The sequence below is a fragment of the Williamsia sp. SKLECPSW1 genome (assembly GCF_054332755.1).
Genome location: NZ_JBTGLI010000002.1, coordinates 351,234 through 375,985 on the forward strand (window position 1 = coordinate 351,234; position 24,752 = coordinate 375,985).

Sequence of the window (24,752 nt, forward strand, 5' to 3'; positions counted from 1 at the left end):
GTGGGCTGGCGTCAGCCCTCCGGGGGTCGCGACGGTGACGGTGGACGTGACGACGGAGGTGACGGCCGGCTCGGCGGTGCCTATCCGCGTCACACCCCGTCGACTGGGCGGTTGCAGACGTTCGTTGGGCGGTTGCGGTTCCTGGGGCCGCCGAACCCGCCCACTCGACGGGCCCTACCGCCCAACGGACGTCCGGAAACGCCCACTCGACGGGGTGTCAGGAAGGGGCGTCGGCGTGGTAGCGCGCGTGCAGCTCGCGGAAGCGTTCCATCGCCGCGACGGCGAGCGCACCGTCCGCGGCCTGGATCGCCATCACCGGGACGTTCTCGTAGTCGGGCAGCTCGAGGCGGGCCCAGCGACCCTTGTCCGGGTACCAGATCCCCTCGACCATGTCCCAGCCGAAGACCTTCTCCCCCACCAGGTTGCGGATCTCGACGCCCTGGGCACCCGCACGGATGCGCGGGCGGGTGAACGTCAGGATCGCACCACCGAGCACGACGCCGATCAACGCGAGACCGACCTGGTCGGACACGCGGAAGTCGACCCCGGTGTCCGACACCCGCAGCAGCACCCCGACCACCACGTGGATGGCGACGACGACGGCGGCGACGGCCACCGCGATCCGCGGGGTGCGCACCGATCGGTGGACGAGCTCCCAGTCGGCGCCCGACGTCTCGTCGCTCACCGTGCCGAGCCGGCGGACAACTCCGCCAGGGTGATCGCCGATGCCAGCGCGGCGGTCGCCGCCTGCGCGCCCTTGTCCTCCGTCGAGCCGGGAAGCCCCGCTCGCGCGAGTGCCTGCGCCTCGTCCAGGGTGGTCAGCACGCCGTTGCCGACCGGAGTCGACTCGTCCAGCGACACCCGCGTGAGACCGGCCGTCACCGCGTCACAGACGTACTCGAAATGCGGCGTCTCCCCGCGGATCACGACGCCCAGCGCGACCACCGCGTCGTGGGTGCGGGCCAGTGCCTGCACGATCACCGGCAACTCGATCGCTCCGGCCACCCGCACCACCGTCGGCTCGGCGAGTCCGGCGTCCTTCGCCACGCGCAGTGCGCCGTCGAGCAGTGCGGTGCAGATCTGGGCGTGCCACTGGGACGCGGCGATCGCCAACCGGAGGCCGGTCGCCGCGCCGAGTTCGACGACCGGTTCGCCGGAGCCGCTCATGCGCTCGTCCCGGATGTGACGTCGTCGGGCCCGATGTCGTCGAGTCCGACGAGGTCGTGGCCCATCCGGTCCCGCTTGGTGCGCAGGTACCGGAGGTTCTCCGGGGTGGCCCGAACCGGCATGGGGACCCGTTCGGCGATCTCGAGTCCGTACCCCTCGAGTCCGACGCGTTTCGCGGGATTGTTGGTGAGCAACCGCATCGACCGGACGCCGAGGTCGACGAGGATCTGCGCGCCGAGCCCGTAGTCGCGGGCGTCGGCGGGCAGACCGAGTTGCAGGTTGGCGTCCACGGTGTCGGATCCGTCGTCCTGGAGCTGGTACGCCTGCAACTTGTGCATCAGACCGATGCCGCGTCCCTCGTGTCCACGCATGTAGAGCACGACGCCGCGTCCCTCGGCCGCGACCATCGCCATCGCCGCGTCGAGCTGGGGGCCGCAGTCACACCGCAGTGACCCGAAGACGTCACCGGTGAGGCATTCCGAGTGCACCCGCACCAGCACGTCCTCACCCCGGTGCGGCGGTCCGCCGATGTCACCGAGGACGAGCGCGACGTGCTCGACGTCGTCGTAGACGCTCGTGTACCCGACGGCGCGGAAAGTGCCGTGGGCGGTGGGGATCCGGGCGTCGGCGACGCGGACGACGTGCTTCTCGTTGCGGCGACGCCAGGCGATCAGGTCGGCGATGGAGATCAGTGCGAGCCCGTGCTCGTCGGCGAACGTGCGCAGCTCGTCGGCATGCGCCATCGCACCTTCGTCCTTCTGCGAGACGATCTCGCAGATGGCGCCGGCCGGGGTGAGACCCGCGAGGCGGGCGAGGTCGACGGCGGCCTCGGTGTGGCCCGGGCGACGCAGGACGCCGCCCTCCTTGGCCCGCAGCGGGACGACGTGTCCCGGGCGGGTGAGATCGCCTGCGGTGCTGGTGGGGTCGGCGAGCAGGCGCATGGTCGCGGCGCGGTCGGAGGCGGAGATGCCGGTGCCGATCCCCTCGCGGGCGTCGACGGTGACGGTGTAGGCGGTGCCGTGCTTGTCCTGGTTCACCGAGTACATCGGCGGCAGACCCAGACGGTCGCAGTCCGATCCGTCGAGGGGGACGCACAGATACCCCGACGTGTACCGCACCATGAAGGCGACGAGCTCGGGAGTGGCCTTCTCCGCGGCGAAGATCAGGTCGCCCTCGTTCTCGCGATCCTCGTCGTCCACGACGACGACGGCCTTGCCCGCGGCGATGTCGGCGATCGCGCGTTCGACGCTGTCGAGGACGACGGCCCGGGTGGTGTCGGTGTCGGTGTCGGTGTGGGTGTCGGTCATGCCGGCGCCTCGCTCTCCTGCTGGGCCCGCGCATGCGGCACGGCGAGCCGTTCGACGTACTTCGCGATCACGTCGACCTCGAGGTTGACGGTGTCCCCGACGGCCAGGCGCCCCAGGGTGGTGACGTCCAGGGTGGTCGGGATGAGGGAGATCTCGAACCAGCTGTCGCCGGTCGGGTCGTCGGGGGTGGCGGAGACGGTCAGCGACACCCCGTCGACGGTGATGGAACCCTTCTCGACGACATAGCGCGAGAGGTCGTCGGGGACGGCGATGCGGATGACGGTCCAGTGGTCCGAGGGGGTCACGGCGGCGACGGTGCCCGTCCCGTCGACGTGGCCCTGCACGATGTGTCCGCCGAAGCGTCCACCGGCGGCCATCGCGCGTTCCAGGTTCACCGGGGCGCCGGCGTCGAGGGAGCGCAGCGAGCTGCGTCGGAGCGTCTCGGCCATGACGTCGACCGCGAAGGTGCCGTCGGTGGGCGGATCGACGACGGTGAGGCAGACGCCGTTGACGGCGATGGAGTCGCCGTGACCGGCGTCGCTGGTGACGAGCGGACCGCGGATCACGAACCGCGCCGCATCGGTGAGGTCGTCACGTCGGACGATCTCTCCGCGTTCCTCGATGATCCCCGTGAACACCGTGCCTCCTGTCCTCGACCCAGGGCGGCACGTCCCGTGGTCACGACGACCACGACAGTCCTCTCTCATCCGGACTGTCACCGTCGGCTCCGGAGTCACACCGGATCTGCTGACCCCGGATCCAGGCCGGGCGCTCGCGGGCTTCGGCCGCGTGGCCGTCACCGCCGGTGGGGAATTGCACCCCGCCCTGAGAACTCGCTGTTTCGACGCTAGCACAACGATCGGCCCCGATCAGAACGCGTTCACCTCGAAACCGCCGGTCAGCGAGTTGCGACCAGGGTGACGAGAATGTCGTCCCCCAGTTCGGCGACCGACTCGCGTCGCATCCGGTGGGCCGCGGCGAGGGTGCCGACCGTCACGTCGTCCACGGCGGCACGTCCGGCGCCGAGGACGGTGGGTGCCAGGTAGGCCCGGACGCGGTCGACGAGTCCGGCGGCGAAGAACGCGCCGAGGACGGTCGACCCGCCCTCGACGAGGACGTCGAGCGCGTCGCCGGCAGCGGCCAGCGCGTCCGCGGGGTCGTGGGAGGCGACGACGATCGGTGGCGGCGTGACCCGATGCAGTCGGGCGGACTCGGGGATCGGACTGTGCCCCAGCACGATCCGTCGGGGTTGGCGTTCCCGGAGGGATCCGTCGGCGGTACGAGCGGTCAGTTCCGGGTCGTCCGCGCGGACGGTGCCGGTACCGACGATCACCGCGTCGAGTCGTTCGCGGTCAGTGTGGACGTGCTCGCGGGCGACCGGCCCGGTGATCCATCGGCTCGTCCCGTCGGGCGCGGCGATGCGTCCGTCGAGGGTGGCCGCGAACTTGGCCGTCACCCGCGGTCGACCGGTACGACGGCGGTGCAGCCATCCGGCGAGCGCACCGGCCGCGGCCTCGGACGCGGCCGCACCGGCGACGACGGTGACGCCGGCGCCGCGCAGCGTCTGCGCTCCTCCCCCGGCGACCGGGTCGGGGTCGTCGACGGCGTAGACGACCCTCGCGATGCCCGCCTCGAGCAGGGCGCGCGTGCACGGCCCGGTGCGACCGGTGTGGTCGCACGGTTCGAGGGTCACCACCGCCGTCCCGCCGCGAGCGGCGTCGCCGGCCTGTCGCAACGCCATCACCTCGGCGTGCGGTCCCCCGACCGCCTGTGTGTGTCCGGCCCCGACGACGACGCCGTGCGCGTCGAGCACGACGGCTCCGACGGGTGGGTTGGGTGTGCTCAGCCCACAGGCCTCGAATCCCTGCGCCTGCGCCAGGACCATCGCGGCGGAGGCGTCGGCGGGGCGCTCGCCCCGCGGGTCGTGGCCCATCGGGTCAGCCGCGTGCCCGGGCGGCCTGGGCGCGCAGCGCCGACACGGCGGCGCCCGGGTCGTCCGCGCCGTACACCGCCGAGCCCGCGACGAAGCAGTCGACGCCCGCCTCGGCGGCCTGCTCGATGGTGTCGGCGTTGACGCCACCGTCGATCTCCACGAGGATCCGCAGGTCGTCGGCGTCGATGCGCGACCGCAGGGTGCGCACCTTGTCGAGCACCTCGGGCATGAACGACTGCCCGCCGAAGCCGGGTTCGACGCTCATCACCAGCAGCGTGTCGAAGGACGGCAGGATCTCCAGGTACGGCTCGAGCGCGGTCCCCGGCTTGATGCCGATGCCCGCCTTGCCGCCGGCAGCACGGATGTCGCGCGCGACCGCGGTCGGGTCGTCGGTGGCCTCGGCGTGGAACGTGACGTTGTGGGCGCCGGCCTCCGCATACGGCGGCGCCCAGCGAGCCGGGTCCTCGATCATCAGGTGACAGTCGATCGGGATCTCGGTCGCGCGCAACAGGCTCTCGACGACGGGCAGGCCGAGAGTCAGGTTCGGGACGAAGTGGGCGTCCATCACGTCGACGTGGAGCCAGTCGCTGCCGCGGACGGCGTCGGCCTCGGCGGCGAGGTTGGCGAAGTCGGCGGACAGGATCGACGGGGCGATCATCGGCTGGTCGGGGCGCGCGGCAGGCATGGCGCGCAGTCTATGAGGCGGTGCCGTCGACACCCGCGGGGACATCGGTGTGATCGTCGACGGGGACCGTCAGCAGCGCGAGGAACATCGCATCGGTGCCGTGCCGGTGCGGCCACAGCTGCACCGTGCCCTCGAGCGTTCCCGCCGATCTGTCGACCGCCACGAGCGGTCGGGCGTCGACGAGCCGCGCATCCGTGGCGGCGGTGACCGCCTCGACGACGCCGACCGTCTCGGCCGGGTGCGGGGAACAGGTCGAGTAGATCAGGGCACCGCCGGGGCGGAGCAGTCCGACCGCGGCGGTGAGCAGCGCGGTCTGCAGGTCGACGAGCGTCCCGACGTCGTCGGGGGTGCGCCGCCACCGCGCCTCCGGGCGGCGGCGCAGCGAACCGAGACCGGTGCACGGCGCGTCGACGAGGATCCGGTCGTAGCCGGGGGTCAGTCCGCTGTCACGGCCGTCGGCGACGTGCACCGTGACGGGCAGCCCGGAGGTCGACCGGCGGACGAGGTCCGCGCGGTGGTCGGCCGGTTCGACGGCGTCGAGGTGGGCGCCGTCGATGTCGGCGAGCGCGCCGAGCAGGGCCGCCTTGCCACCGGGTCCGGCGCACAGGTCGAGCCAGCGGCCCCCGTCCGGTCCGTCCACCGGCGCCATCGAGACCGCGCGGGCCACGAGCTGCGATCCCTCGTCCTGCACCCCCGCGAGGTGCTCGCGGACCGCGTCCAGGTCGCCGGGGTCGCCACCGGGCAGGTACACGCAGTAGGGCGACCATCGTCCGACGTCCCCGCCGGTCGCCGAGGCGAGTTCGTCGGCCGTGATCAGTCCGGGCCGGGCCGCGAGGTGCACGGCGGGTCGGTCGTCGTCGGCGGCGAGCGCCGCCTGTAGTTCGCCGGCGCCGACACGCCGGTCGGGGGTGCTCAACGCGTCGGCGAACACCTCGGCGATCCACCGGGGGTGGGCGTAGCGGAACGCGAGGTGGCCGACGAGGTCCTCGGCGATCGACGGGGCGAGCTCGTCGGTCCACAGGTCTTCGTCGCGCTGGGAGACCTTGCGCAACACGGCGTTGCAGAACCCGGCGGGGCCCTGCCCGGCCTCGGACCGGACGAGCTCGACCGACGTCGAGACGGCGGCGTGTGCGCCCACACGGGTGCGCAGCAGCTGGTACGTGCCCAGCCGGAGGACGTCGAGCAGCGTCGGGTCGATCTCGCCGACCGGACGACGGGCCGCGGCGGCGATGATCTCGTCGAGCACTCCGGTCGCGCGACACGTCCCGTAGGTCAACTCGGTGGCGAACGCGGCGTCGCGTCCGGTGATCTGACGCTCGCGGAGGAGTCGGGGCAGCACGAGGTTGGCGTAGGAGTCGCGTTCGCGCACCGCACGCAGGACGTCGCGCGCCACCGCACGTGCGGCGTCGACGGGCTTGTCGCGGACATGCGCGGGGCGGGTCATCCGAACACCGAGTCCGCGTCGAGGCGGGCGCCACGCGCCCAGTCCGCCGCCGGTGTCGGCTTCTTGCCCGGGGGTTGCACCAGTCCGAGGCGGACCGGGGTCGTCGCGGTCCCGACGAGCACCGCCGATTTCGACGCCGCGATCGCACCCGGGGCGAGCTCACCGAGATCGGGCGGGGCGTCGGCCACGGGCGTGACGGGACCGAGCTTGACGCGGGTGTCGGCCAGGACGGTCCACGCCCCGGGATCCGGCGTCCGGGAGCGGATGAGCCGGTCCACGACGTGGGCCGGTCGGTTCCACACCACGCGGGAGTCGGCGACCTCGATCTTCGGGGCCAGGCTCACCCCGTCGGAGGGTTGGGGCACCGCTACGAGCTCGCCCGCGTCGATGCCGTCGAGGGTGGACACCAGCAGTGGGGCGCCCGCGTCGGCGAGGCGGTCGAGCAACACACCGCTCGTGTCGTCGGGGCGGATGCGTTCGGTCAGCGTGCCGAAGACCGGCCCGGTGTCGAGCCCCTCCTCGATGCGGAACGTGCTCGCCCCGGTGAACTCGTCACCCGCGGCGATCGCGGCCTGCACGGGTGCCGCGCCCCGCCACGCCGGGAGCAACGAGAAGTGCAGGTTGATCCACCCGTGTCGCGGGAGATCCAGCAGATCGCGCGGGACCAGCGCCCCGTATGCGACGACCGCGCAGCAGTCGGGGGCGAGACGGGTGAGGACCTCGTGCGCGTCGGGGTCGGTGAGCCTGCGGGGCGTGGCCACCTCGATCCCGACCTCGTCGGCGACGAGGCCGACCGGTGACCGCGTGACCTTGCGTCCACGACCGGCGACGGCGTCCGGCCGGGTGAGCACCCCGACCACCTCGTGGTCGGGCGAGGCGAGCAGCCGCCGCAACGACGGCACCGCGGCGTCGGGGGTCCCGGCGAACACGACCCTCATCGCAGGACCTCCGCGCTCGCGGCGGGTGCGCGGTCGGCCTCGCCGTCGCCGACCCAGACCGTCCGATCGGTGCGCGGATCGTCGGTGACGGTCTCCCCCGCCCCGAACCACGTCGTGTCCCGGATGACGCGCATGGCCGCACGCCGCGCGTCCGGTGACAGTCGCTGCAGGAACAGCACCCCGTCGAGGTGATCGGTCTCGTGCTGTACCGCCCTGGCCAGGATCCCGTCGACCTCCATCGCCACCGGTGCGCCGTCGCGGTCGACGCCGGTGACGGCGACGCGTGCGGACCGGGTGCACGCAGCCTGCACACCCGGGATCGACAGACATCCCTCGGGGCCGGTCTGGGTGGTGTCGTCGAGGGCCGTCCACACCGGGTTGACGATGTGCCCGCGTCGGCCGCCGCAGTCGTAGGTGAAGACGCGTGCACCCACCCCGACCTGGGGTGCGGCCAGACCCGCGCCGTGGTGGTGGTCCATGGTGTCGAGCATGTCGTCGACCAGCCTGTGCAGGTCGGCGCCGAACTCGGTGATCTCCGGGGTCGCCGTCCGCAGCACCGGGTCGCCGAACAACCGGATCGCTCGCACCGCCACCGACGCCCTCCTCCGTCTCGTCCGGCCGCACGGCCGTTCGTCACCGGTCCTCGTGTGCGGGACCGGGGGTCGAGTCTAGGCGGCTGTGTGGTCGGGCCCGGACCACCAGGTCGACGCCGTGACGGTCACCCGATGGTCGGGGGGTCGACCTGGATGCGCAGTGGACCGGTGTCGTGGTGCGTGCCGCGGTGGACCTGCGCGACCTTCAGTGCCGTCACGAGGTCGCGACCATGGGTGCGTGGGATGCGCAGCAGCACCCGGGTCAGCGCACCTTCGGTCTCCCCGTCCCACCCGGCGGGCGGGCGGGCATCCGACGGGAGATCGACCGGCCCGAGGATCTCGGCGTCGTCGGGGAGATCGAGGGAGTCCACGAAGGCCGGGACCGACCGGTCGGTCCCGTCGACCGAGACCATCGTGACGGCCGGGGGCAGCCCCAGTTCGGCGCGTTGGGCGAGTTCCTGGGCCGCGAACCCGACGGGGTCCCACCGGATGGCGGCCTGCACGACGGGCAGCCCGGCGTCGGCGACGACGACGGCGGTGCCCCCGTGGCGAGCGGACCGTACCGAGGCCAGCACAGACGTCCATCGGCGGAACGTCTGCTCTCCGGCCCGCAGGTCGGCGCGGTCGAGCTGCGCCCACGTGTCGACCAGCACCGCGGCGCCGTAACCGCCGTCGACCACGGGTTCCGCCCCGGGGGTCGCGACGACGAGCCGTGCGCCCGGGTCGACGCGGTCGGCGATCGTGTCACCGCCGGAGGTGAGGACGGGAACGCCGGGGAACGCCTTGCCCAGTTCTTCCGCGGTGCGGCGCGCGCCGCTGCTGGTGGCCCTCAGGTGGGTGTCACCGCACTCGACGCATCGGAACGCCTCTCGTCGGCCGCACCAGCTGCAGGTGACCGTCGGAGCCGCATCGCGGGTGGCGTCGGCGGAATCCGCCCGCAGCGGGCCGTGGCACCGACGGCAGCGGGCCCGCGTGCGGCACCGCGCGCAGGCCAGCGACGGGTGATATCCCCGCCGGGGGACGCTGACCAGCACGGGTGCGTCGTCGGCGAGTGCGCCCCGAGCCGCGTCGAACGCGATCGCCGGCAACCGTGCGACGCGCGCCAGCGGATCCCGGGCGACGGTGCGGTCGTCGTCGCTGATGGCGCGGACGCGGGGTGCGTGCTCGCGGACGACCGCACGGTCGGCGACGACGTCCTGCATCCACCCCGAGGCCACCAGCACCTGTGTCTCGGCCGTCCGGGCGATCCCGCCGACGACGAGGCCCGCACCGCGGGCCGACGTGCGCAGCACGGCGACCTCACGGGGATGCGGATACGGCGCCCGGGGCTCGGTGAGGCTGTCGTCGCCGTCGTCCCACACGATGACGAGACCGAGGTCGCGTACGGGGGCGAAGGCGGCGCTGCGGGTGCCGACCACGACGTCGGCGTGGCCGCGCAGCACCTGCAGCCAGCGGCGGTAGCGGGCGGTGGGGCCCAGACCCGCCGACAACGCCACCACCCGATCGCCGAGGACCGCCCGGCAGGCCGCCTCGACCCGGTCCAGGTCGCGCTGGTCGGGCACGACGACGACCGTCCCACGCCCACCGACGACCGTCGCGACGGCGAGATCGGCGATACGGCCGGGCCAGTCCTCGCCGGGCAGGGCCTGCCACGCCCCCCGTGGGGCGCCGCCGCCGGCCAGTGCACTCAGCAGCGAGGGACCGGCCCGATAGGCCGCCCACGCGGTGTCGTCGGGCGGTGCCGGCGTCGCATGGTCCGGCGGATCCGACGCCGTCGCCGCCTCGGTGCGGGCGTGGCGCGGCGGTATCGCCAGGCGGACCACGTCGGTGAGGGTGCCCGCGTACCGATCGGCCACCGCGCGGCACAGCGCGAACACCTCAGGGGTCAGGACCGGTTCGGGCGACACGACGCGGTCGAGGCGGCCGAGCCTGCCGGGGTGATCGCTGGTGGCGAGCCGCTCGACGACGAAGCCGTCGACGAGTCGACCGGCGAAGCGGACACGGACCCGCGCGCCGGGGCGGGCGTCCTCGTCCTGGTCGGCGCCGACCTCGTAGTCGAAGAGCCGATCGAGATGGGACAAGCCCAGCATGACGAGCACCGACGCCACCGGCAGATGGGCGGCGGGCGCGGTGGTGGCTGCGCGCGGGCTCATCGCCGGTGGCGTCGGTGGTCGGTCGTCCCGGCGGGGCCGGGGACGGCAGTCGGACTCAGATGCCCGCAGCCGCCTTCAGCTTGTCGGCGCGGTCGGTGCGCTCCCACGGCAGGTCCAGGTCGGTGCGACCGAAGTGGCCGTAGGCCGCCGTCGGCGCGTAGATCGGACGCAGCAGGTCCAGGTCGCGGATGATCGCGCCCGGACGCAGGTCGAAGACCTCGGAGATGGCCGTGCGGATGGTCTCCGGGTCGATCGTCTCGGTGCCGAAGGTCTCGACGAACAGACCGACCGGCGCCGCCTTGCCGATGGCGAAGGCGATCTGGACCTCGATGCGCTTGGCGAACCCGGCGGCGACCGCGTTCTTGGCGACCCAGCGCATGGCGTAGGCGGCGCTGCGGTCGACCTTCGACGGGTCCTTGCCGGAGAACGCGCCACCACCGTGGCGGGCCATGCCGCCGTAGGTGTCGACGATGATCTTGCGGCCGGTGAGCCCGGCGTCACCCATCGGGCCACCGAGGACGAACTTGCCGGTGGGGTTGACGAGCAGGCGCGGGTTCGACGTGTCGAGCGACGGCAGCTCGAGGTCGGCGAGGACCGCGTCGACGACGTGGGTCTTGATGTCGGGGGTCAGCATGTTGACCAGGTCGATGTCGGCGGCGTGCTGGGTGGAGAGCACGACGGTGTCGAGGCGGACGGGGGTGTCGCCGTCGTACTCGATGGTGACCTGGGTCTTGCCGTCCGGGCGCAGGTAGGGCAGCGTCCCGTTCTTGCGGACCTCGGTGAGGCGACGCGACAGGCGGTGGGCCAGCGCGATCGGCACCGGCATGAACTCGGGGGTCTCGGAGGTGGCGTAGCCGAACATCAGGCCCTGGTCGCCGGCACCCTGCTTGTCGATCTCGTCGGTCAGGCCGTCGACGCGGGCCTCGTAGGCGTTGTCGACACCCTGCGCGATGTCGGGCGACTGCGCGCCGATGGCGACGTTGACCCCGGCGGTGGCGCCATCGAATCCCTTGGAGGACGAGTCGTAGCCGATCTCGAGGACCTTCTCGCGGACGATCTTCGGGATGTCGGCGTAGGCCGAGGTGGTCACCTCACCGGCGACGTGCACCTGCCCGGTGGTGACCAGCGTCTCCACGGCCACGCGTGACGCCGGGTCCTGCTCGAGGAGCGCGTCGAGGATCGAGTCGCTGATCGCGTCACAGATCTTGTCCGGGTGCCCCTCGGTGACCGACTCGCTGGTGAACAGTCGCGAGGTCCTTGCGGAACTCTGGCCTGAAGTCATCATGTCCTCTCGAAGTCCGACGCCGGTCGGCGTCGTGTGGGGCGGTGTCGCAGCGAGGTGTCACGCCGCGGTGGTGGCCCGTCCCCGGGTGGTCTCTCCCCCTGCCAGAGGAACAACCTACACACCCTCGCCGCTGGTCGGTGACCCGCACGCGCCCGCCGCGGCGGTGGTGTCAGTCGGTCCGAGGATCGGGCAGGAGCTCTGTCACGGCGTCCAGTATTCGACTCGCCATGAGTGTTTTCGACCCGAGGGGCAGTGCCGTCTCGGTTCCGTTCGCGGCGAGCAGCCATCCGGTGTTGTCGTCGGTACCGAACGCCTTGCCCTCCCCGACGGCGTTCACCACCAACAGGTCGCAGCCCTTGCGGCTGAGCTTCTCGCGACCGTGGTCGAGGACGCCGCCGCGATCGTCGCCCGTCTCGGCCGCGAACCCGACGATGACGGTGTCCGCGGCGACGTCACCCGTGCTCCGCGCGGCGACCAGTCCGCGCAGGATGTCGGGGTTGGTCGTGAGCTCGACGGGCGCTGGGGTCGAGTCAGCGCCCGGGGTCTTCTTGATCTTGGATCCCGCGACGTGCACGGGCCGGAAGTCGGCGACGGCCGCCGCCATGATCACCACGTCGGCATCGGCGGCACGGGCGGTGATCTGTTCGGCGAGCTGGGCGGCGGTGGTGATGTCGACGCGTTCCACGCCGGACGGTGCCTCCAGGCCGGTCGCAGCACCGGTGACGAGCGTGACGTCGGCGCCGCGGTGGGTGGCCGCCCGCGCGAGCGCGAATCCCTGTTTGCCCGAGCTGCGGTTGCCTAGGAACCGGACCGGGTCGAGCGGTTCCCGTGTCCCGCCGGCGCTGATGAGGACGCGGCGGCCCGACAGGTCGTACGGGAGGGCGTCCGGACGCTCGAGGAGTACGTCGCCGAGGAGTCCGATCTCACCCGGTTCGGGGAGCCGACCGGCGCCGGAGTCGCGACCGGTCAGCCGCCCGGAGGCCGGCCGCAGCACGATCGCCCCATGGGAACGCAGCGTGGCGACGTTCGTCTGCGTGGCCGGGTGTTCCCACATCTCGGTGTGCATCGCGGGCGCGTAGACCACCGGGCAGCGCGCGGTGAGCAGCGTCGCGGTGAGGAGGTCGTCGGCGCGGCCCGAGGCGGCGCGGGCCATCAGGTCGGCGGTGGCCGGCGCGACGACGACGAGGTCTGCGTCCTGGCCGAGCCGCACGTGCGGCACGTGTTCGACGTCGGCGAAGACCTCCGGGGTCACGGGGTTGCCGGACAGCGCCTCGAAGGTCGCGGCACCGACGAACTCCAGCGCGGACCGCGTGGGGATCACCCGGACCTGGTGACCCGCCTCGGTGAAGTGGCGGATCAGCGAGCACGCCTTGTAGGCCGCGATACCCCCACCGACACCGACGACGATGCGGCGGGAGCCGGCCGGTGTGGTCACCGAGGGGCGCGGGGTGCCGGGGCCGATGCGGAGGGGATCACTCGCCCTCGGTGTGCTCGAGCAGGTCGGTGTGGATCTCGCGCATGGCGATCGAGAGCGGCTTCTCCTGCAGACCCGGCTCGACCAGCGGACCGACGTACTCGAGGATGCCGTCGCCGAGCTGGTTGTAGTAGTCGTTGATCTGGCGCGCACGCTTCGCCGCGTAGATGACCAGCGCGTACTTCGAGGATGCGCGGTCGAGCAGTTCGTCGATCGGCGGGTTGGTGATGCCGAGCGGGGTGTCGTAGGCGGGGGTGGTGGCGTCCGTGCTGACGGGCATGCTCACGAGATGTGTTCCTCACGGTCTGCGGCTGTCGGTGCGACAGCGCGCGGTGTCGCCGCCGTGCGGCGGTGATGATCGGGCGCGATGCCGATCGGTTCTCGGTGTCGATCGGGTCTCAGGGACGAGCGGGATCCGACGCGGAGGCGCCGGAGTCATGTCCGACCAGTAAGGATACCAACTCGCGGGCCACGCGGTCGACCTGGTCGTTCACGATGACGTGGTCGAACTCGTCGGCGATGGCCATCTCCTCCCGGGCGGTCTGCAGCCGGCGGGCGATCACCTCTGCGTTCTCGGTGCCCCGACCGGTCAGCCGGCGGACCAGTTCGTCCCAGCTCGGTGGGGCCAGGAACACCGAGACCGACTCCGGCACCGCCGCCCGGACGGCACGGGCGCCGGCGATGTCGACCTCGACGAGGACCGGTGCACCGGCGTCCATCGCGGCGCGGACCGGTGCGGCCGGTGTTCCCGACCGCTGCAGTCCACCGTGGATGTCGGCCCACTCCAGCAGCTCACCCTCGGCGATCATCCGGTCGAACCGGTCGTCGCCGACGAAGTGGTAGTCGACGCCGTCGACCTCGCCGACGCGGGGTGCCCGGGTGGTGGCGGAGACGCTGAAGACGAGTTCCGGGAGCATCTCGCGCAGACGCCGGACGACACTGGACTTCCCGACGGCGGAGGGGCCGACCAGCACAAGCAGTCGGCCCCTCCGGTCGGACGCCCGGCGGGGGGTCTCCCCCGACGCCGAGCCTCCACGTGCTTCTACGTCGGCCTCAGTTCTGGTCGAACTTGGCCAGCAGCGCCTTGCGCTGCCGGTCGCCGAGGCCGCGGAGACGGCGCGTCGGCGCGATCTCCAGCTCGGTCATGATCTCCTGCGCCTTGACCTTGCCCACCTTCGGCAACGCCTCCAGCAGGGCCGAGACCTTCATCTTGCCGAGGATCTCGTCGGTCTCGGCGTCCTTCAGCACCTGCGACAGGTCGGTGCCTCCACGCTTGAGCCGCTCCTTGAGCTCGGCGCGCGCCTTACGGGCAGCGGCTGCCTTCTCGAGAGCAGCGGCGCGCTGCTCGGCGGTCAACTGGGGAAGGGCCACGGGTTCCTCCGTACTCATAGAACTGCGTCTTGCAGCACTGCTCGGGTCTTGACGTGCCGATGATCGATCCGATCGTCGACAGCGATTCCAGACCGTACCGACGGACACCGTCATTTGCGACCCCCACCCCGGCATTTCCGCATGACAGAGGGTGTTGTAGGGCTTCGGACCCCGGTCTGCGGGCGGTCCGCGGGGTCTGCACCGACGTTCCTCGACCGTGCTCGAGATCTCCTCTGCGGCAACGGGTTCGAGTTCTCCCCGTACCGAGGTGCGGGAGATGTCGACGACGTCGGCTCTGTGACGCGTGTGACGGACGTGCCGACCCGGCGAATTCCTGATCTGCTCGCACGCCCGCGCGTGTCGGCACCGTCCCTGACCTGCGGTCGGACACGGCCGGGGTCAGCGCAGGGCGGCTTCGACCTCGTCGCGCAGCGCCTCGGCGGCGTCGGCGACGGCGTCGGTGTCCGGGCCCGCGGCCAGGACCTGACGCGACGCCGAGGGCACCAGCAGGCGCGTGACGCCGTCGAACACGACGGCGAGATCCGCCGCGGTCGCGCCCTGTGCGCCGAGGCCGGGCGCGAGGATCGGCCCACCGACGGCGCCGAGATCGAGTCCGTGGTCCCGGGTGGCGCCGACCACGACGCCGATGCTGGCCGGCCCGGCGGCGTTGTGTCGGGCCGCCGCGTCGACGACGGACTGCGCCACCGTGCGCCCTGCCTCGTCGGTGGCGGTCTGGACGCCTGCACCCTCCGGGTTCGAGGTGCGCGCGAGGACGAACACCCCACGGCCGTGGGCGTCGGCGAGGTCGACGGCGGGATCGAGGGACCCCACCCCGAGATACGGCGAGACGGTGACGGCGTCGGCACACAGCGGCGAGTCGCCCCCCAGCCAGGTGTCGGCGTAGGCGGCCATGGTCGACCCGATGTCGCCGCGTTTGGCGTCGGCGACGACGAGGACGCCCGCCGACCGCAGGGCCGCGAGGGCGTCCTCCAGGACGGCGATCCCGGCCGACCCGTGCCGTTCGTAGAACGCGACCTGTGGTTTGGCGACGGCGACCCGAGGCCCGATCGCCTCGACGACGGTCTCGGTGAACACGCGCAGACCGGCGGCGTCGTCGGACAGGCCCCACCGCGCGAGCAGTTGCGCGTGCGGGTCGATCCCGACGCAGAGACGTCCGCGCCGCCGGGTGGCGTCCGCCACCCGGCCGGCGAAGTCGGTGCTCCCGGTCATTCGCCGCGCATCGCCGCGTGCCGCTCCTGCAGTGACCGCACCCCGATGTCGCCGACGAGAGCCGCCTCGATCCCCTGCACGGCGGCACTGGCCCCCTGCACGGTGGTGATGCACGGGATGTTCTGCGAGACGGCGGCACTGCGGATCTCGTAGCCGTCGACGCGCGGACCGGAGTTGCCGAACGGGGTGTTGATGACCATCTGCACCTCCCCGGCCCGGATGGTCTCGACGATGGTGCGTTCCCCCGCGGGCAGGTCGGTGTCGGAGTGCTTGTACACCTGGGTGCAGGCGACACCGTTGCGCCGCAACGCCTCTGCGGTGCCCTCGGTGGCGAGGATCTCGAAGCCGAGGTCGGCCAACCGCTTCACCGGGAACAACAGCGCGCGCTTGTCCTTGTTCGCCACGGACACGAAGATCGCCCCGCTCGTCGGGAGCGACCCGGACACGGCGGTCTGCGACTTGGCGAACGACCGCCCGAAGTCGGCGTCGATGCCCATCACCTCGCCGGTCGACTTCATCTCCGGACTCAGCAGCGAGTCCACACCGGACCCGTCCATCCGGCGGAACCGGTTGAACGGCAACACGGCTTCCTTCACCGCGATCGGCGCTCCCTCCGGCAGCTCTCCGCCGTCGCCGGTCGCGGGCAGGATCCCCTGCTCCCGCAGTTCGGCGATCGTCGACCCGAGCATCACCCGCGCGCACGCCTTCGCGAGCTGCACAGCGGTCGCCTTCGAGACGTACGGCACGGTCCGGCTGGCGCGGGGATTGGCCTCGAGGACGTAGAGGATGTCGTCCTTGAGCGCGAACTGGACGTTGAGGAGCCCACGGACGCCGATACCGCGGGCGAGCGCCTCGGTGGACCGGCGGACCGCGGCCACGTCGGTACGCCCAAGGGCCACCGGGGGCAGTGCGCACGCCGAGTCGCCGGAGTGGATCCCGGCCTCCTCGATGTGCTCCATGACGCCGCCGATGTAGACCTCGGTGCCGTCGCACAGGGCGTCGACGTCGATCTCGACGGCGTCCTCGAGGAACCGGTCGACGAGGACCGGGTGCTCGGGGGTCAGTTCGGTGGCGCGGGAGATGTAGCCCTCGAGTGACGCCTCGTCGTACACGATCTCCATGCCGCGGCCGCCGAGGACGTAGGACGGGCGGACGAGCACCGGGTAACCGATGTCGGCGGCGATGGTGCGGGCCCCCTCGAAACTCGTCGCCATGCCGTACTTGGCCGCGGGCAGACCGGCCTCGTCGAGGACGCGGCCGAACTCGCCCCGGTCCTCGGCGAGATCGATGGCCGCCGGCGACGTGCCGACGATCGGCACACCCGCCTCCTCGAGGCGCCGTGCGAGTCCGAGCGGGGTCTGACCGCCGAGCTGGACGATGACACCGCGGACGGTGCCCGAGGCGCACTCGGCGCGGTAGACCTCCATGACGTCCTCGAACGTCAGCGGTTCGAAGTAGAGGCGGTCGGCGGTGTCGTAGTCGGTGGAGACGGTCTCGGGGTTGCAGTTGACCATCACCGTCTCGAACCCGGCCTCGGACAGGGTCGTCGCCGCGTGGACGCACGAGTAGTCGAACTCGATGCCCTGGCCGATGCGGTTCGGACCCGACCCGAGGATGAGCACCTTCTCGCGCTCGGTCTGCGGCGCGATCTCGCTCGTCGCGGCGGGATCGGTCTCGTACGTCGAGTAGTGGTAGGGCGTCTTCGCCTCGAACTCGGCGGCACAGGTGTCGACGGTCTTGTAGACCGGCGTCACGCCGAGCTGCAGGCGCAGCGCCGCGACGGCGGCCTCGTCGGCGAGGTCGTCGCGCAGCACGGCGATCTGGCGGTCGGACAGACCGGTCCCCTTGGCCTCACGGAGGAGGTCGGCGTCGAGGGTGTCCGCGTCGCGCACGGCGCGGCCCATCTCGCCGACCGCGGCGATCTCGGCGAGGAACCACGGGTCGATCTTCGTCGCGTCGAAGACCTGCTCGATGCTCGCGCCGGCGTCGAACGCCGCCATCACCCGGTAGAGGCGCCCGTCGCGGGGGGTGGCGATCTCGGTGAGGATCTCCTCGAGCGTCGCCTCCGGGCGCGACTCGGTCCAGAACCCCGCGGCCGACGTCTCCAGCGACCGCATCACCTTGCCCAGCGCCTCGGCGAAGCTGCGGCCCAGACTCATCGCCTCGCCCACCGACTTCATGGTGGTGGTGAGGGTGTCGTCGGCACCGGGGAACTTCTCGAACGCGAACCGCGGCGCCTTCACCACGACGTAGTCGAGGGTCGGCTCGAAGCATGCGGGGGTCTCGCCGGTGATGTCGTTGACGATCTCGTCGAGGCGGTAGCCGACGGCGAGCTTCGCGGCGATCTTCGCGATCGGGAACCCGGTCGCCTTCGACGCGAGCGCCGACGACCGCGACACCCGCGGGTTCATCTCGATCACGACGATGCGGCCGTCGGCGGGATCCACCGCGAACTGGATGTTGCACCCGCCGGTGTCGACGCCGACCTCGCGCAGGATGGCGATGGAGAGGTCCCGCATCACCTGGTACTCGCGGTCGGTGAGGGTCATGGCCGGGGCGACGGTCACCGAGTCACCGGTGTGCACGCCCACGGGGTCGACGTTCTCGATGGAACACACGACGACGACGTTGTCGTTGCCGTCGCGCATCAGCTCGAGCTCGTACTCCTTCCACCCGAGGATCGACTCCTCGATGAGGACGTTGGCCGTCGGCGACGCGGCGAGACCCCCACCGGCGATCCGGTCGAGGTCGGCGTCGTCGTAGGCCATGCCCGACCCGAGACCGCCCATGGTGAACGACGGCCGGACGACCACGGGGAACCCGAGTTCGGCGACGGTGTCCCGCACCTCGTCCATCGTGAAGCAGACCCGGCTGCGGGCGCTGGACCCGCCGACCTTCTCGACGATGTCCTTGAACTTCTGCCGGTCCTCACCCCGCTGGATCGCCTCGAAGTCGGCGCCGATCAGCTCGATGTCGTGTGCGGCGAGGATGCCGCGCTCGTGCAGTTGGACGGCGGCGTTCAGGGCGGTCTGCCCACCGAGGGTGGCGAGCACCGCGTCGATCGGATGGCCGTTGTCGCGCTCGGCCTCGATCACCTTCTCGATGAACTCGGGGGTGATCGGCTCGACGTACGTGGCGTCGGCGAACTCGGGATCGGTCATGATCGTCGCCGGGTTGGAGTTCACCAGGCTCACCCGCAGGCCCTCGGCGCGCAGGACGCGGCACGCCTGCGTTCCGGAGTAGTCGAACTCGCAGGCCTGACCGATGACGATCGGGCCCGATCCGATGACGAGGACGTGGGACAGGTCGGTACGGCGTGGCATCAGCCCCGGCCTTTCTGCGCGGCACGCGCGTCCAGCTGTGCGAGGAATCGGTCGAAGAGGTAGGCCGCGTCGTGCGGTCCGGCCGCGGCCTCCGGGTGGTACTGGACCGAGAAGGCGCCGCCGGCGATCAGCTCGACGCCCTCCACGGTGCCGTCGTTGGCGCAGGTGTGGCTCACCCGGGCGCGGCCGTATGGGGTGTCGAACTCCGCGCCCGCCTCACCCTCGAGCGCGAACCCGTGGTTCTGGGCGGTGATCGACACCAGCCCGGTGGTGTGGTCGATCACCGGGATGTTGATGCCCCGGTGCCCGAACCGCATCTTGTAGGTCCCCAGGCCCAGCGCGCGCCCGAGGATCTGGTTGCCGAAACAGATCCCGAACAGCGGGATCCCGCGCTCGAGGACGCCGCGGGTCAGTCCGACGGGCCCGTCGGCGGTGGCGGGGTCGCCCGGGCCGTTGGACAGGAACACCCCGTCGGGTGCGATGTCCTCGATCGCCGCGATGTCGGTGCCGGCGGGGACCACGTGCACCCGGATACCGCGCTCGGCGAACATCCGCGGCGTGTTGGTCTTGATGCCGAGGTCGACGGCGACCACCGTGTGCCGGTGCTCGCCGAGCGGCTCGACGACGTAGTCGTCGTCGGCGCTCACCTCACCGGCGAGGTCCGCCCCCGCCATCGACGGCTGCGACCGCACGCGGTCGAGCAACGCGTCGGTGTCGGTGCCCGCGGGGCCCTGCGCGAGGGCGTCGCCGGAGAAGATGCCGGCCCGCATCGAGCCGTGATCGCGCAGCACCCGGGTCACCGCGCGGGTGTCGATCCCGGCGATGCCGACGACGCCCTGGCGGCCCAGCTCGTCGTCGAGGCTGCGGTCGGCACGCCAGTTCGACACGCGCCGTGCGGGATTGCGCACGGCGTAACCGGCGACCCAGATCCGGCCACCGCGACTCTCGTCGTCCTCGCCGTTCCAGCCGGTGTTGCCGATCTGCGGCGCGGTCGCGACGACGATCTGACGGTGGTAGCTCGGGTCGGTGAGTGTCTCCTGGTAGCCGGTCATCGCGGTGCAGAACACGGCCTCCCCGAGGGTCTGGCCGGTCGCACCGAACGCGGTGCCGGTGAACACCTGCCCGTTCTCGAGGACCAGTACGGCGGCGGTCATGGTCGGTCGTCCTCCGGTGTCGTGCTGTCGGTGGGTGGGGTCGATGGGTCGTCGGGGCGTACCGGGTCGTCCGGTGCCGACTGGTCGGGTGGTGCCGGTTCGTCGGGAGGCGGCGGGGACGGTCGGCGTCGCCCCGGGTCCAGGCCGACCCATGCGGGGTAGACGCCCTTATCGTCGGCGCGGACGCCGGAGTCGATCTCGGTCCCCGAGGGCAGCACCCATCGGATGACGAGCACCCCGTCGGCGGTCATCACCTTCCCGGCGATCCCCCGCTCGGTGCGGACCGCGGTGATCGACGACCGCGGGATCCAGATCGGGTTCGCGCCCGACCGGTCGACGAGGACGCCGTCGGGGTAGCAGGAGAACTCACAGGTGGCGCGGTCGCCGTAGTCGCCGACGGCGACACGGTCCTGCCAGCTCGGGGCGATGGTCGACCCGAGGTAGAGCCCCGTGTGCGGGCCGAGTTCGGCGGCCGGCAGGGTGCCGGGCACCTCCGGGAAGGCGCCGATCTGCTCCGCCTGGCGATGACCACGGTTGCGCCACCCCCGCAGCATCAACCCGACGACGCCGATCCAGGCGAGCAGCACGACGAGGACGATCAAGGCGCTGGTCACCGTGGACGCACCTGTCCGTCGCGGGCGGTCACATGGCCGCGCAGCACGGTCGCGACGACCCGTCCGGGCAACTCCATCCCGTCGAACGGCGAGTTCGTCCCGATGCTCGCGAGGCCGCGCGCGTCGACCGTCCAGGTCGCCTCGGGGTCGACGACCGCGAGGTTCGCCGGCTCCCCGACCGCGATCGGGCGGCCCTGGTCGGGCAGACCGACGATCTCGGCAGGGCGCTCGCTCATGACCCGGGCGACACCACGCCAGTCCAGCGTGGCGCAGCCACCGGTCGGGGCGACCATCGTCGCGACGACCACCGACAGTGCGGTCTGCAGTCCGAGCATCCCGGGTCGGGCCGCGGAGAACTCGCAGCACTTGTCCTGCTCGGCGTGCGGCGCGTGGTCGGTGGCGACGCAGTCGACGATCCCCTCCGCGAGGGCGGCCCGCAGGGCAGCGCAGTCGGAGGACTCGCGCAGCGGCGGGTTCACCTTGTTGACCGGGTCGTAGGTCTGCAGCCGGGAGTCGTCCAGAAGCAGGTGGTGCGGTGTGACCTCGGCGGTGATGGCGATGCCCTGCGCCTTCGCCCACCGCAGCAGCTCCACGGTGCCCGCGGTCGAGGCGTGGCAGATGTGCACCCGCGCACCGGCGTCGCGGGCCAGGATCGCGTCGCGGGCGACGATCGACTCCTCGGCCGATCGGGGCCACCCGGCGAGACCGAGGCGCGCGGCGGCCGCACCCTCGTGCGCGACGGCACCGACCGTCAGCCGCGGCTCCTCCGCGTGTTGCGCGATGAGGACGTCCAGACCGCGCGCGTACTCCAGCGCGCGACGCATCAGCAGCGGGTCGTGGACGCACTTGCCGTCGTCGGAGAACATCCGCACGCCGGCGACCCCGTCGGCCATCGCGCCCATCTCGGCGAGCTGGGTGCCACCGAGTCCCACGGTGACCGCACCGACCGGGTGCACGTCGACGAGGCCGACCTGCTGTCCACGCGCCCACACATGGTCGGTGAGCACCGCGGTGTCGGCGACGGGGTCGGTGTTGGCCATCGCGAACACGGCGGTGTATCCCCCGAGCGCCGCTGCGCGCGAACCGGTCTCGATGGTCTCGGTGTCCTCGCGGCCGGGTTCGCGCAGATGGGTGTGCAGGTCCACGAAGCCCGGGAGCAGGATCGCCCCACCCCCGTCGACGGTCTCGTCGGCGGTGACGTCGAGGTCGCCGCCGATCGCGGTGATCACCCCGTCGCGGATCGCGACGTCCACCGCGTCGCCCTCGCCGTAGGGACGGACGGCGCGCAGCAGCAGCGACACCGGTGTCGTGCCGGGCTCGGTCATCTCAGCCCACCTCTCCGTCGGTCCCGACGAGCAGCCGGAAGAGCACCGCCATGCGGACGTGGACACCGTTGGTCACCTGCTGCAGCACCGTCGCCCGCGGCGAGTCGGCGACGGAGAAGCCGATCTCCATGCCGCGCAACATCGGTCCCGGGTGCAGGACCACCGCGTCGTCCGGCAGCAGCGCCAGCCGACGATCGTTGAGCCCGTAGCGGATCGAGTACTCCCGGGCCGACGGGAAGAACCCACCGTTCATCCTCTCGGCCTGCACCCGCAGCATCATCACGGCGTCCAGGGCCGGCAGCGCGGCGTCGAGATGGTGGGAGACGGTGACCGGCCACTGCTCCACCCCGACGGGCAGCAGCGTGGGCGGTGCCACCAGGACCACACTCGCCCCGAGCGTGGCGAGCAGGTGCGCGTTGGACCGTGCGACCCGCGAGTGCAGGACGTCGCCGACGATGCCGATGCGCTTGCCCTCCAGCGTCCCGAGCCGTTGCCGCAGCGTCAGCGCGTCCAACAGCGCCTGGGTGGGGTGCTCGTGGGTGCCGTCGCCGGCGTTGACGACGGCCGGACCGGGCCCGTCCTCGGATGTCCAGCGAGCGATCTGGTGCGCCGCCCCCGACGCGGGATGACGGACGATCAGCGCGTCGGCGCCGGCCGCGTGGAGAGTCTTCGCGGTGTCGCGCAACGACTCCCCCTTGCCCGCCGACGAACTCGACGCGCTCACGTTGATGACGTCGGCGCTCATCCACTTGCCCGCCACCTCGAAGGACACCCGAGTGCGGGTGGAGTTCTCGTAGAAGACCGTCATCACCGTGCGACCACGCAGTGTGGGCAGCTTGCGCACCTCGCGACCGAGCAGCGCCTGCTCGAATCTCTCGGCGTCGTCGAGGAGTTCAGCGGCGGTGGTGGCGTCGAGGTCGTCGACACCGAGCAGATGTCGCATCACTCCCCCTCGCCCGCCGGGCGGGGTCCGTCGGTGATGACGACCTCGTCGACGTCGTCCTGTTCGACCAGCCGCACGCCCACGTCCTCCGACCGGGCGGTCGGGAGGTTCTTGCCCACGTAGTCGGCGCGGATCGGCAGTTCCCGGTGTCCCCGGTCGACGAGGACCGCGAGCTGCACGACCGCGGGACGACCCAGGTCACGCAGCGCATCGAGCGCAGCGCGGACCGTTCGGCCGGAGTACAGGACGTCGTCGACCAGGACGACGAGCGCTCCGTCGACACCACCGGCCGGGACCGAGGTGCGCTCCAACGGGCGATGTGGCTTCCCGCGCAGGTCGTCGCGGTACAAGGTGGTGTCGAGGTAGCCGACACCCGGTCGCACACCGGAGAACTCGGCGATCTTGTCGGCCAGGCGTCGGGCCAGGATGGTGCCGCGCGTCGGGATTCCGATGATCACCACGCGAGGCGCGTCGGCGGAGTCGAGAGCGGTCTTCTCGATGATCTGATGCGCCATGCGCGCGATCGTGCGGGTGACCGCGGATGCGTCGAGCAACACGCGGGGCGGTACCGGCGACGGACCGGGGTGCGACGGGCTCACCGAAGGGAGACCTCCTTCTCCGCCTCACGGGACGGATCGTTAAAGGATGTCCGGGCCGGACGTGCATCCGGCGGGTCGAAGCCTAGCAGCGTGCCGCGGGCTAGCCGAGCCGTGATCAGCCGGATGTGTCGCGCGTCTCGCCCTGCGGCTCCGCCGCGGCAGCGGCGCGGACCTGCGGGGCGAGGTGCACCATCCGACCGAGCACACCGTTGACGAACGCGGGCGAGTCGTCGGTGGACAGTTCCTTGGCCAGTTCGACGGCCTCGTCGACGACCACCACGGGCGGCACGTCGGGGGTGTTGAACAGCTCCCAGGCGGCCAGGCGCAGTATCGCGCGGTCGACGGCGGGCAGCCGGGGCAGCGTCCATTCCTTGAGGTGCGACGTCAGCACGGCGTCGAGCTGAGGGCCATCGGCGGCGACACCGGCGACGATGCGCTCGGTGTACTCCGCGACGACGCCGATGCTCTCGTCCGAACGCACCAGTTCGCGGCGTTCGGCGACGAGGTCGACCGGGGACACGTTCTTCGCCTCGGCCTCGAACAGCAGGTCCACGGCACGCTTGCGGGCCTTGTGCCGGGTGCCGGGCTTCTTCACGGGCGCAGCGGGGCCGGGTGGACCCCACCCGCCCGCCGGGCGGGGACGGTCACGAGTTGACGCGTCCGAGGTAGTTGCCGTCCCGCGAGTCGACCTTGAGCTTGTCGCCGGTGTTGATGAACAGCGGGACCTGGATCTCCGCGCCGGTCTCCAGCGTCGCGGGCTTGGTCCCACCGGTCGACCGGTCGCCCTGCACACCCGGGTCGGTCTGCGCGACGAGCACCTCGACCGTGACCGGCAGCTCCACGTACAGCGGGTTGCCGTCGTGCATCGCGACCTGGACCTTCATGTTCTCCAGCAGGAACCGCTCCCCGCCGCCGAGGGTCTGCGGGCTCACCGGGATCTGCTCGTAGTTCTCCGAGTCCATGAACACGAAGTCCGACCCGTCGTTGTACAGGTAGGTCATGTCGCGGCGGTCGACGGTCGCGGTCTCCACCTTGACGCCGGCGTTGAAGGTCTTGTCGACGATCTTGCCGCTGAGCACGTTCTTGATCTTGGTGCGCACGAAGGCGGGCCCCTTGCCCGGCTTGACGTGCTGGAACTCCTGGATCTGCCACAGCTGGTCGTCCATGCGCAGGACGAGCCCGTTCTTGAAATCCGCGGTCGTGGCCACTGGTGA

At 71.9% G+C, this 24,752-nt stretch carries 24 protein-coding genes and 1 riboswitch; all 24 genes read right to left on the reverse strand.

Annotation, left to right across the window (positions count from 1 at the left end):
• Positions 1–217 precede the first annotated feature (217 nt).
• Positions 218–685, reverse strand: a complete 468-nt coding sequence (locus tag ACXVUM_RS17490; protein ID WP_458523198.1) for a PH domain-containing protein — start codon at positions 683–685, stop codon at positions 218–220.
• The gene (gene ribH / locus ACXVUM_RS17495) at positions 682–1,167 is read right to left on the reverse strand and encodes a 6,7-dimethyl-8-ribityllumazine synthase (RefSeq protein ID WP_458523199.1); all 486 of its coding nucleotides are present in this window, start codon (positions 1,165–1,167) and stop codon (positions 682–684) included. The genes ACXVUM_RS17490 and ribH overlap by 4 nt, the downstream gene beginning before the upstream one ends.
• The gene (locus ACXVUM_RS17500; RefSeq protein WP_458523200.1) at positions 1,164–2,474 is read right to left on the reverse strand and encodes a bifunctional 3,4-dihydroxy-2-butanone-4-phosphate synthase/GTP cyclohydrolase II; all 1,311 of its coding nucleotides are present in this window, start codon (positions 2,472–2,474) and stop codon (positions 1,164–1,166) included. The genes ribH and ACXVUM_RS17500 overlap by 4 nt, the downstream gene beginning before the upstream one ends.
• Entirely contained in the window at positions 2,471–3,112 is a 642-nt protein-coding gene (locus tag ACXVUM_RS17505; RefSeq protein WP_458523201.1) for a riboflavin synthase, read from the reverse strand. Before ACXVUM_RS17505 ends, ACXVUM_RS17500 begins: the two co-directional genes overlap by 4 nt.
• 53 nt (positions 3,113–3,165) lie before the next feature.
• A riboswitch (FMN riboswitch) is annotated at positions 3,166–3,311 on the reverse strand.
• 61 nt (positions 3,312–3,372) lie between these two features.
• The gene (ribD, locus tag ACXVUM_RS17510) at positions 3,373–4,407 is read right to left on the reverse strand and encodes a bifunctional diaminohydroxyphosphoribosylaminopyrimidine deaminase/5-amino-6-(5-phosphoribosylamino)uracil reductase RibD (RefSeq protein WP_458523202.1); all 1,035 of its coding nucleotides are present in this window, start codon (positions 4,405–4,407) and stop codon (positions 3,373–3,375) included.
• Positions 4,408–4,411: 4 nt separating this feature from the next.
• Complete coding sequence (gene rpe / locus ACXVUM_RS17515; RefSeq protein ID WP_458523548.1) at positions 4,412–5,065, reverse strand: ribulose-phosphate 3-epimerase; 654 nt, start codon at positions 5,063–5,065, stop codon at positions 4,412–4,414.
• A gap of 37 nt (positions 5,066–5,102) precedes the next feature.
• Entirely contained in the window at positions 5,103–6,536 is a 1,434-nt protein-coding gene (locus ACXVUM_RS17520; protein ID WP_458523203.1) for an RsmB/NOP family class I SAM-dependent RNA methyltransferase, read from the reverse strand.
• Positions 6,533–7,474, reverse strand: a complete 942-nt coding sequence (gene fmt, locus ACXVUM_RS17525; RefSeq protein ID WP_458523204.1) for a methionyl-tRNA formyltransferase — start codon at positions 7,472–7,474, stop codon at positions 6,533–6,535. Before fmt ends, ACXVUM_RS17520 begins: the two co-directional genes overlap by 4 nt.
• On the reverse strand, positions 7,471–8,067 hold the full coding sequence (def, locus tag ACXVUM_RS17530) for a peptide deformylase (protein WP_458523205.1): 597 nt from the start codon (positions 8,065–8,067) through the stop codon (positions 7,471–7,473). The genes fmt and def overlap by 4 nt, the downstream gene beginning before the upstream one ends.
• Positions 8,068–8,192: 125 nt before the next feature.
• Positions 8,193–10,220 (reverse strand): primosomal protein N', encoded by a 2,028-nt coding sequence (locus ACXVUM_RS17535; protein WP_458523206.1) that lies wholly within the window; start codon positions 10,218–10,220, stop codon positions 8,193–8,195.
• 55 nt (positions 10,221–10,275) lie between these two features.
• Positions 10,276–11,505 carry a methionine adenosyltransferase gene (metK, locus tag ACXVUM_RS17540; RefSeq protein WP_458523207.1) on the reverse strand — a complete coding sequence of 410 codons (1,230 nt, stop codon included), beginning with the start codon at positions 11,503–11,505 and terminating at the stop codon, positions 10,276–10,278.
• Positions 11,506–11,674: 169 nt separating this feature from the next.
• The gene (coaBC, locus tag ACXVUM_RS17545) at positions 11,675–12,940 is read right to left on the reverse strand and encodes a bifunctional phosphopantothenoylcysteine decarboxylase/phosphopantothenate--cysteine ligase CoaBC (protein WP_458523208.1); all 1,266 of its coding nucleotides are present in this window, start codon (positions 12,938–12,940) and stop codon (positions 11,675–11,677) included.
• A gap of 37 nt (positions 12,941–12,977) precedes the next feature.
• On the reverse strand, positions 12,978–13,259 hold the full coding sequence (gene rpoZ / locus ACXVUM_RS17550; protein ID WP_458523549.1) for a DNA-directed RNA polymerase subunit omega: 282 nt from the start codon (positions 13,257–13,259) through the stop codon (positions 12,978–12,980).
• Between the two features lie 118 nt (positions 13,260–13,377).
• Positions 13,378–13,953 (reverse strand): guanylate kinase, encoded by a 576-nt coding sequence (gene gmk / locus ACXVUM_RS17555; protein ID WP_458523209.1) that lies wholly within the window; start codon positions 13,951–13,953, stop codon positions 13,378–13,380.
• 79 nt (positions 13,954–14,032) lie between these two features.
• Complete coding sequence (mihF, locus tag ACXVUM_RS17560) at positions 14,033–14,350, reverse strand: integration host factor, actinobacterial type (RefSeq protein WP_253652770.1); 318 nt, start codon at positions 14,348–14,350, stop codon at positions 14,033–14,035.
• 399 nt (positions 14,351–14,749) lie between these two features.
• Positions 14,750–15,580: an orotidine-5'-phosphate decarboxylase gene (gene pyrF, locus ACXVUM_RS17565; protein ID WP_458523210.1), complete on the reverse strand. Its 831-nt coding sequence runs from the start codon at positions 15,578–15,580 to the stop codon at positions 14,750–14,752.
• Positions 15,577–18,903, reverse strand: coding sequence for a carbamoyl-phosphate synthase large subunit (gene carB / locus ACXVUM_RS17570; protein WP_458523211.1), 3,327 nt, complete (start codon positions 18,901–18,903; stop codon positions 15,577–15,579). Before carB ends, pyrF begins: the two co-directional genes overlap by 4 nt.
• On the reverse strand, positions 18,903–20,057 hold the full coding sequence (gene carA, locus ACXVUM_RS17575) for a glutamine-hydrolyzing carbamoyl-phosphate synthase small subunit (protein WP_458523212.1): 1,155 nt from the start codon (positions 20,055–20,057) through the stop codon (positions 18,903–18,905). Before carA ends, carB begins: the two co-directional genes overlap by 1 nt.
• A complete protein-coding gene (locus ACXVUM_RS17580) occupies positions 20,054–20,611 on the reverse strand; it encodes a PH-like domain-containing protein (RefSeq protein WP_458523550.1) in 558 nt (185 codons plus the stop codon). Before ACXVUM_RS17580 ends, carA begins: the two co-directional genes overlap by 4 nt.
• 56 nt (positions 20,612–20,667) lie before the next feature.
• Positions 20,668–21,996, reverse strand: a complete 1,329-nt coding sequence (locus ACXVUM_RS17585) for a dihydroorotase (RefSeq protein WP_458523213.1) — start codon at positions 21,994–21,996, stop codon at positions 20,668–20,670.
• Position 21,997: 1 nt separating this feature from the next.
• Complete coding sequence (locus tag ACXVUM_RS17590; RefSeq protein ID WP_458523214.1) at positions 21,998–22,939, reverse strand: aspartate carbamoyltransferase catalytic subunit; 942 nt, start codon at positions 22,937–22,939, stop codon at positions 21,998–22,000.
• A complete protein-coding gene (gene pyrR, locus ACXVUM_RS17595) occupies positions 22,939–23,538 on the reverse strand; it encodes a bifunctional pyr operon transcriptional regulator/uracil phosphoribosyltransferase PyrR (protein WP_458523215.1) in 600 nt (199 codons plus the stop codon). Before pyrR ends, ACXVUM_RS17590 begins: the two co-directional genes overlap by 1 nt.
• A 115-nt stretch (positions 23,539–23,653) precedes the next feature.
• Positions 23,654–24,133, reverse strand: a complete 480-nt coding sequence (gene nusB, locus ACXVUM_RS17600) for a transcription antitermination factor NusB (RefSeq protein WP_458523216.1) — start codon at positions 24,131–24,133, stop codon at positions 23,654–23,656.
• Positions 24,134–24,182: 49 nt separating this feature from the next.
• The gene (efp, locus tag ACXVUM_RS17605) at positions 24,183–24,746 is read right to left on the reverse strand and encodes an elongation factor P (RefSeq protein WP_458523217.1); all 564 of its coding nucleotides are present in this window, start codon (positions 24,744–24,746) and stop codon (positions 24,183–24,185) included.
• Positions 24,747–24,752: the final 6 nt, after the last annotated feature.

Bases quoted from the DNA above. Each gene is read 5' to 3' on its own strand.
- fmt (WP_458523204.1), bottom strand. From the start codon at position 7,474: ATGAGGGTCGTGTTCGCCGGGACCCCCGACGCCGCGGTGCCGTCGTTG.
- ACXVUM_RS17500 (WP_458523200.1), bottom strand. From the start codon at position 2,474: ATGACCGACACCCACACCGACACCGACACCGACACCACCCGGGCCGTC.
- pyrF (WP_458523210.1), bottom strand. From the start codon at position 15,580: ATGACCGGGAGCACCGACTTCGCCGGCCGGGTGGCGGACGCCACCCGG.
- ACXVUM_RS17520 (WP_458523203.1), bottom strand. From the start codon at position 6,536: ATGACCCGCCCCGCGCATGTCCGCGACAAGCCCGTCGACGCCGCACGT.
- metK (WP_458523207.1), bottom strand. From the start codon at position 11,505: ATGATGACTTCAGGCCAGAGTTCCGCAAGGACCTCGCGACTGTTCACC.
- carB (WP_458523211.1), bottom strand. From the start codon at position 18,903: ATGCCACGCCGTACCGACCTGTCCCACGTCCTCGTCATCGGATCGGGC.
- rpe (WP_458523548.1), bottom strand. From the start codon at position 5,065: ATGATCGCCCCGTCGATCCTGTCCGCCGACTTCGCCAACCTCGCCGCC.
- ACXVUM_RS17590 (WP_458523214.1), bottom strand. From the start codon at position 22,939: ATGCGACATCTGCTCGGTGTCGACGACCTCGACGCCACCACCGCCGCT.
- ribD (WP_458523202.1), bottom strand. From the start codon at position 4,407: ATGGGCCACGACCCGCGGGGCGAGCGCCCCGCCGACGCCTCCGCCGCG.
- ACXVUM_RS17585 (WP_458523213.1), bottom strand. From the start codon at position 21,996: ATGACCGAGCCCGGCACGACACCGGTGTCGCTGCTGCTGCGCGCCGTC.
- carA (WP_458523212.1), bottom strand. From the start codon at position 20,057: ATGACCGCCGCCGTACTGGTCCTCGAGAACGGGCAGGTGTTCACCGGC.
- rpoZ (WP_458523549.1), bottom strand. From the start codon at position 13,259: ATGCCCGTCAGCACGGACGCCACCACCCCCGCCTACGACACCCCGCTC.
- ribH (WP_458523199.1), bottom strand. From the start codon at position 1,167: ATGAGCGGCTCCGGCGAACCGGTCGTCGAACTCGGCGCGGCGACCGGC.
- ACXVUM_RS17535 (WP_458523206.1), bottom strand. From the start codon at position 10,220: ATGAGCCCGCGCGCAGCCACCACCGCGCCCGCCGCCCATCTGCCGGTG.
- ACXVUM_RS17580 (WP_458523550.1), bottom strand. From the start codon at position 20,611: ATGCTGCGGGGGTGGCGCAACCGTGGTCATCGCCAGGCGGAGCAGATC.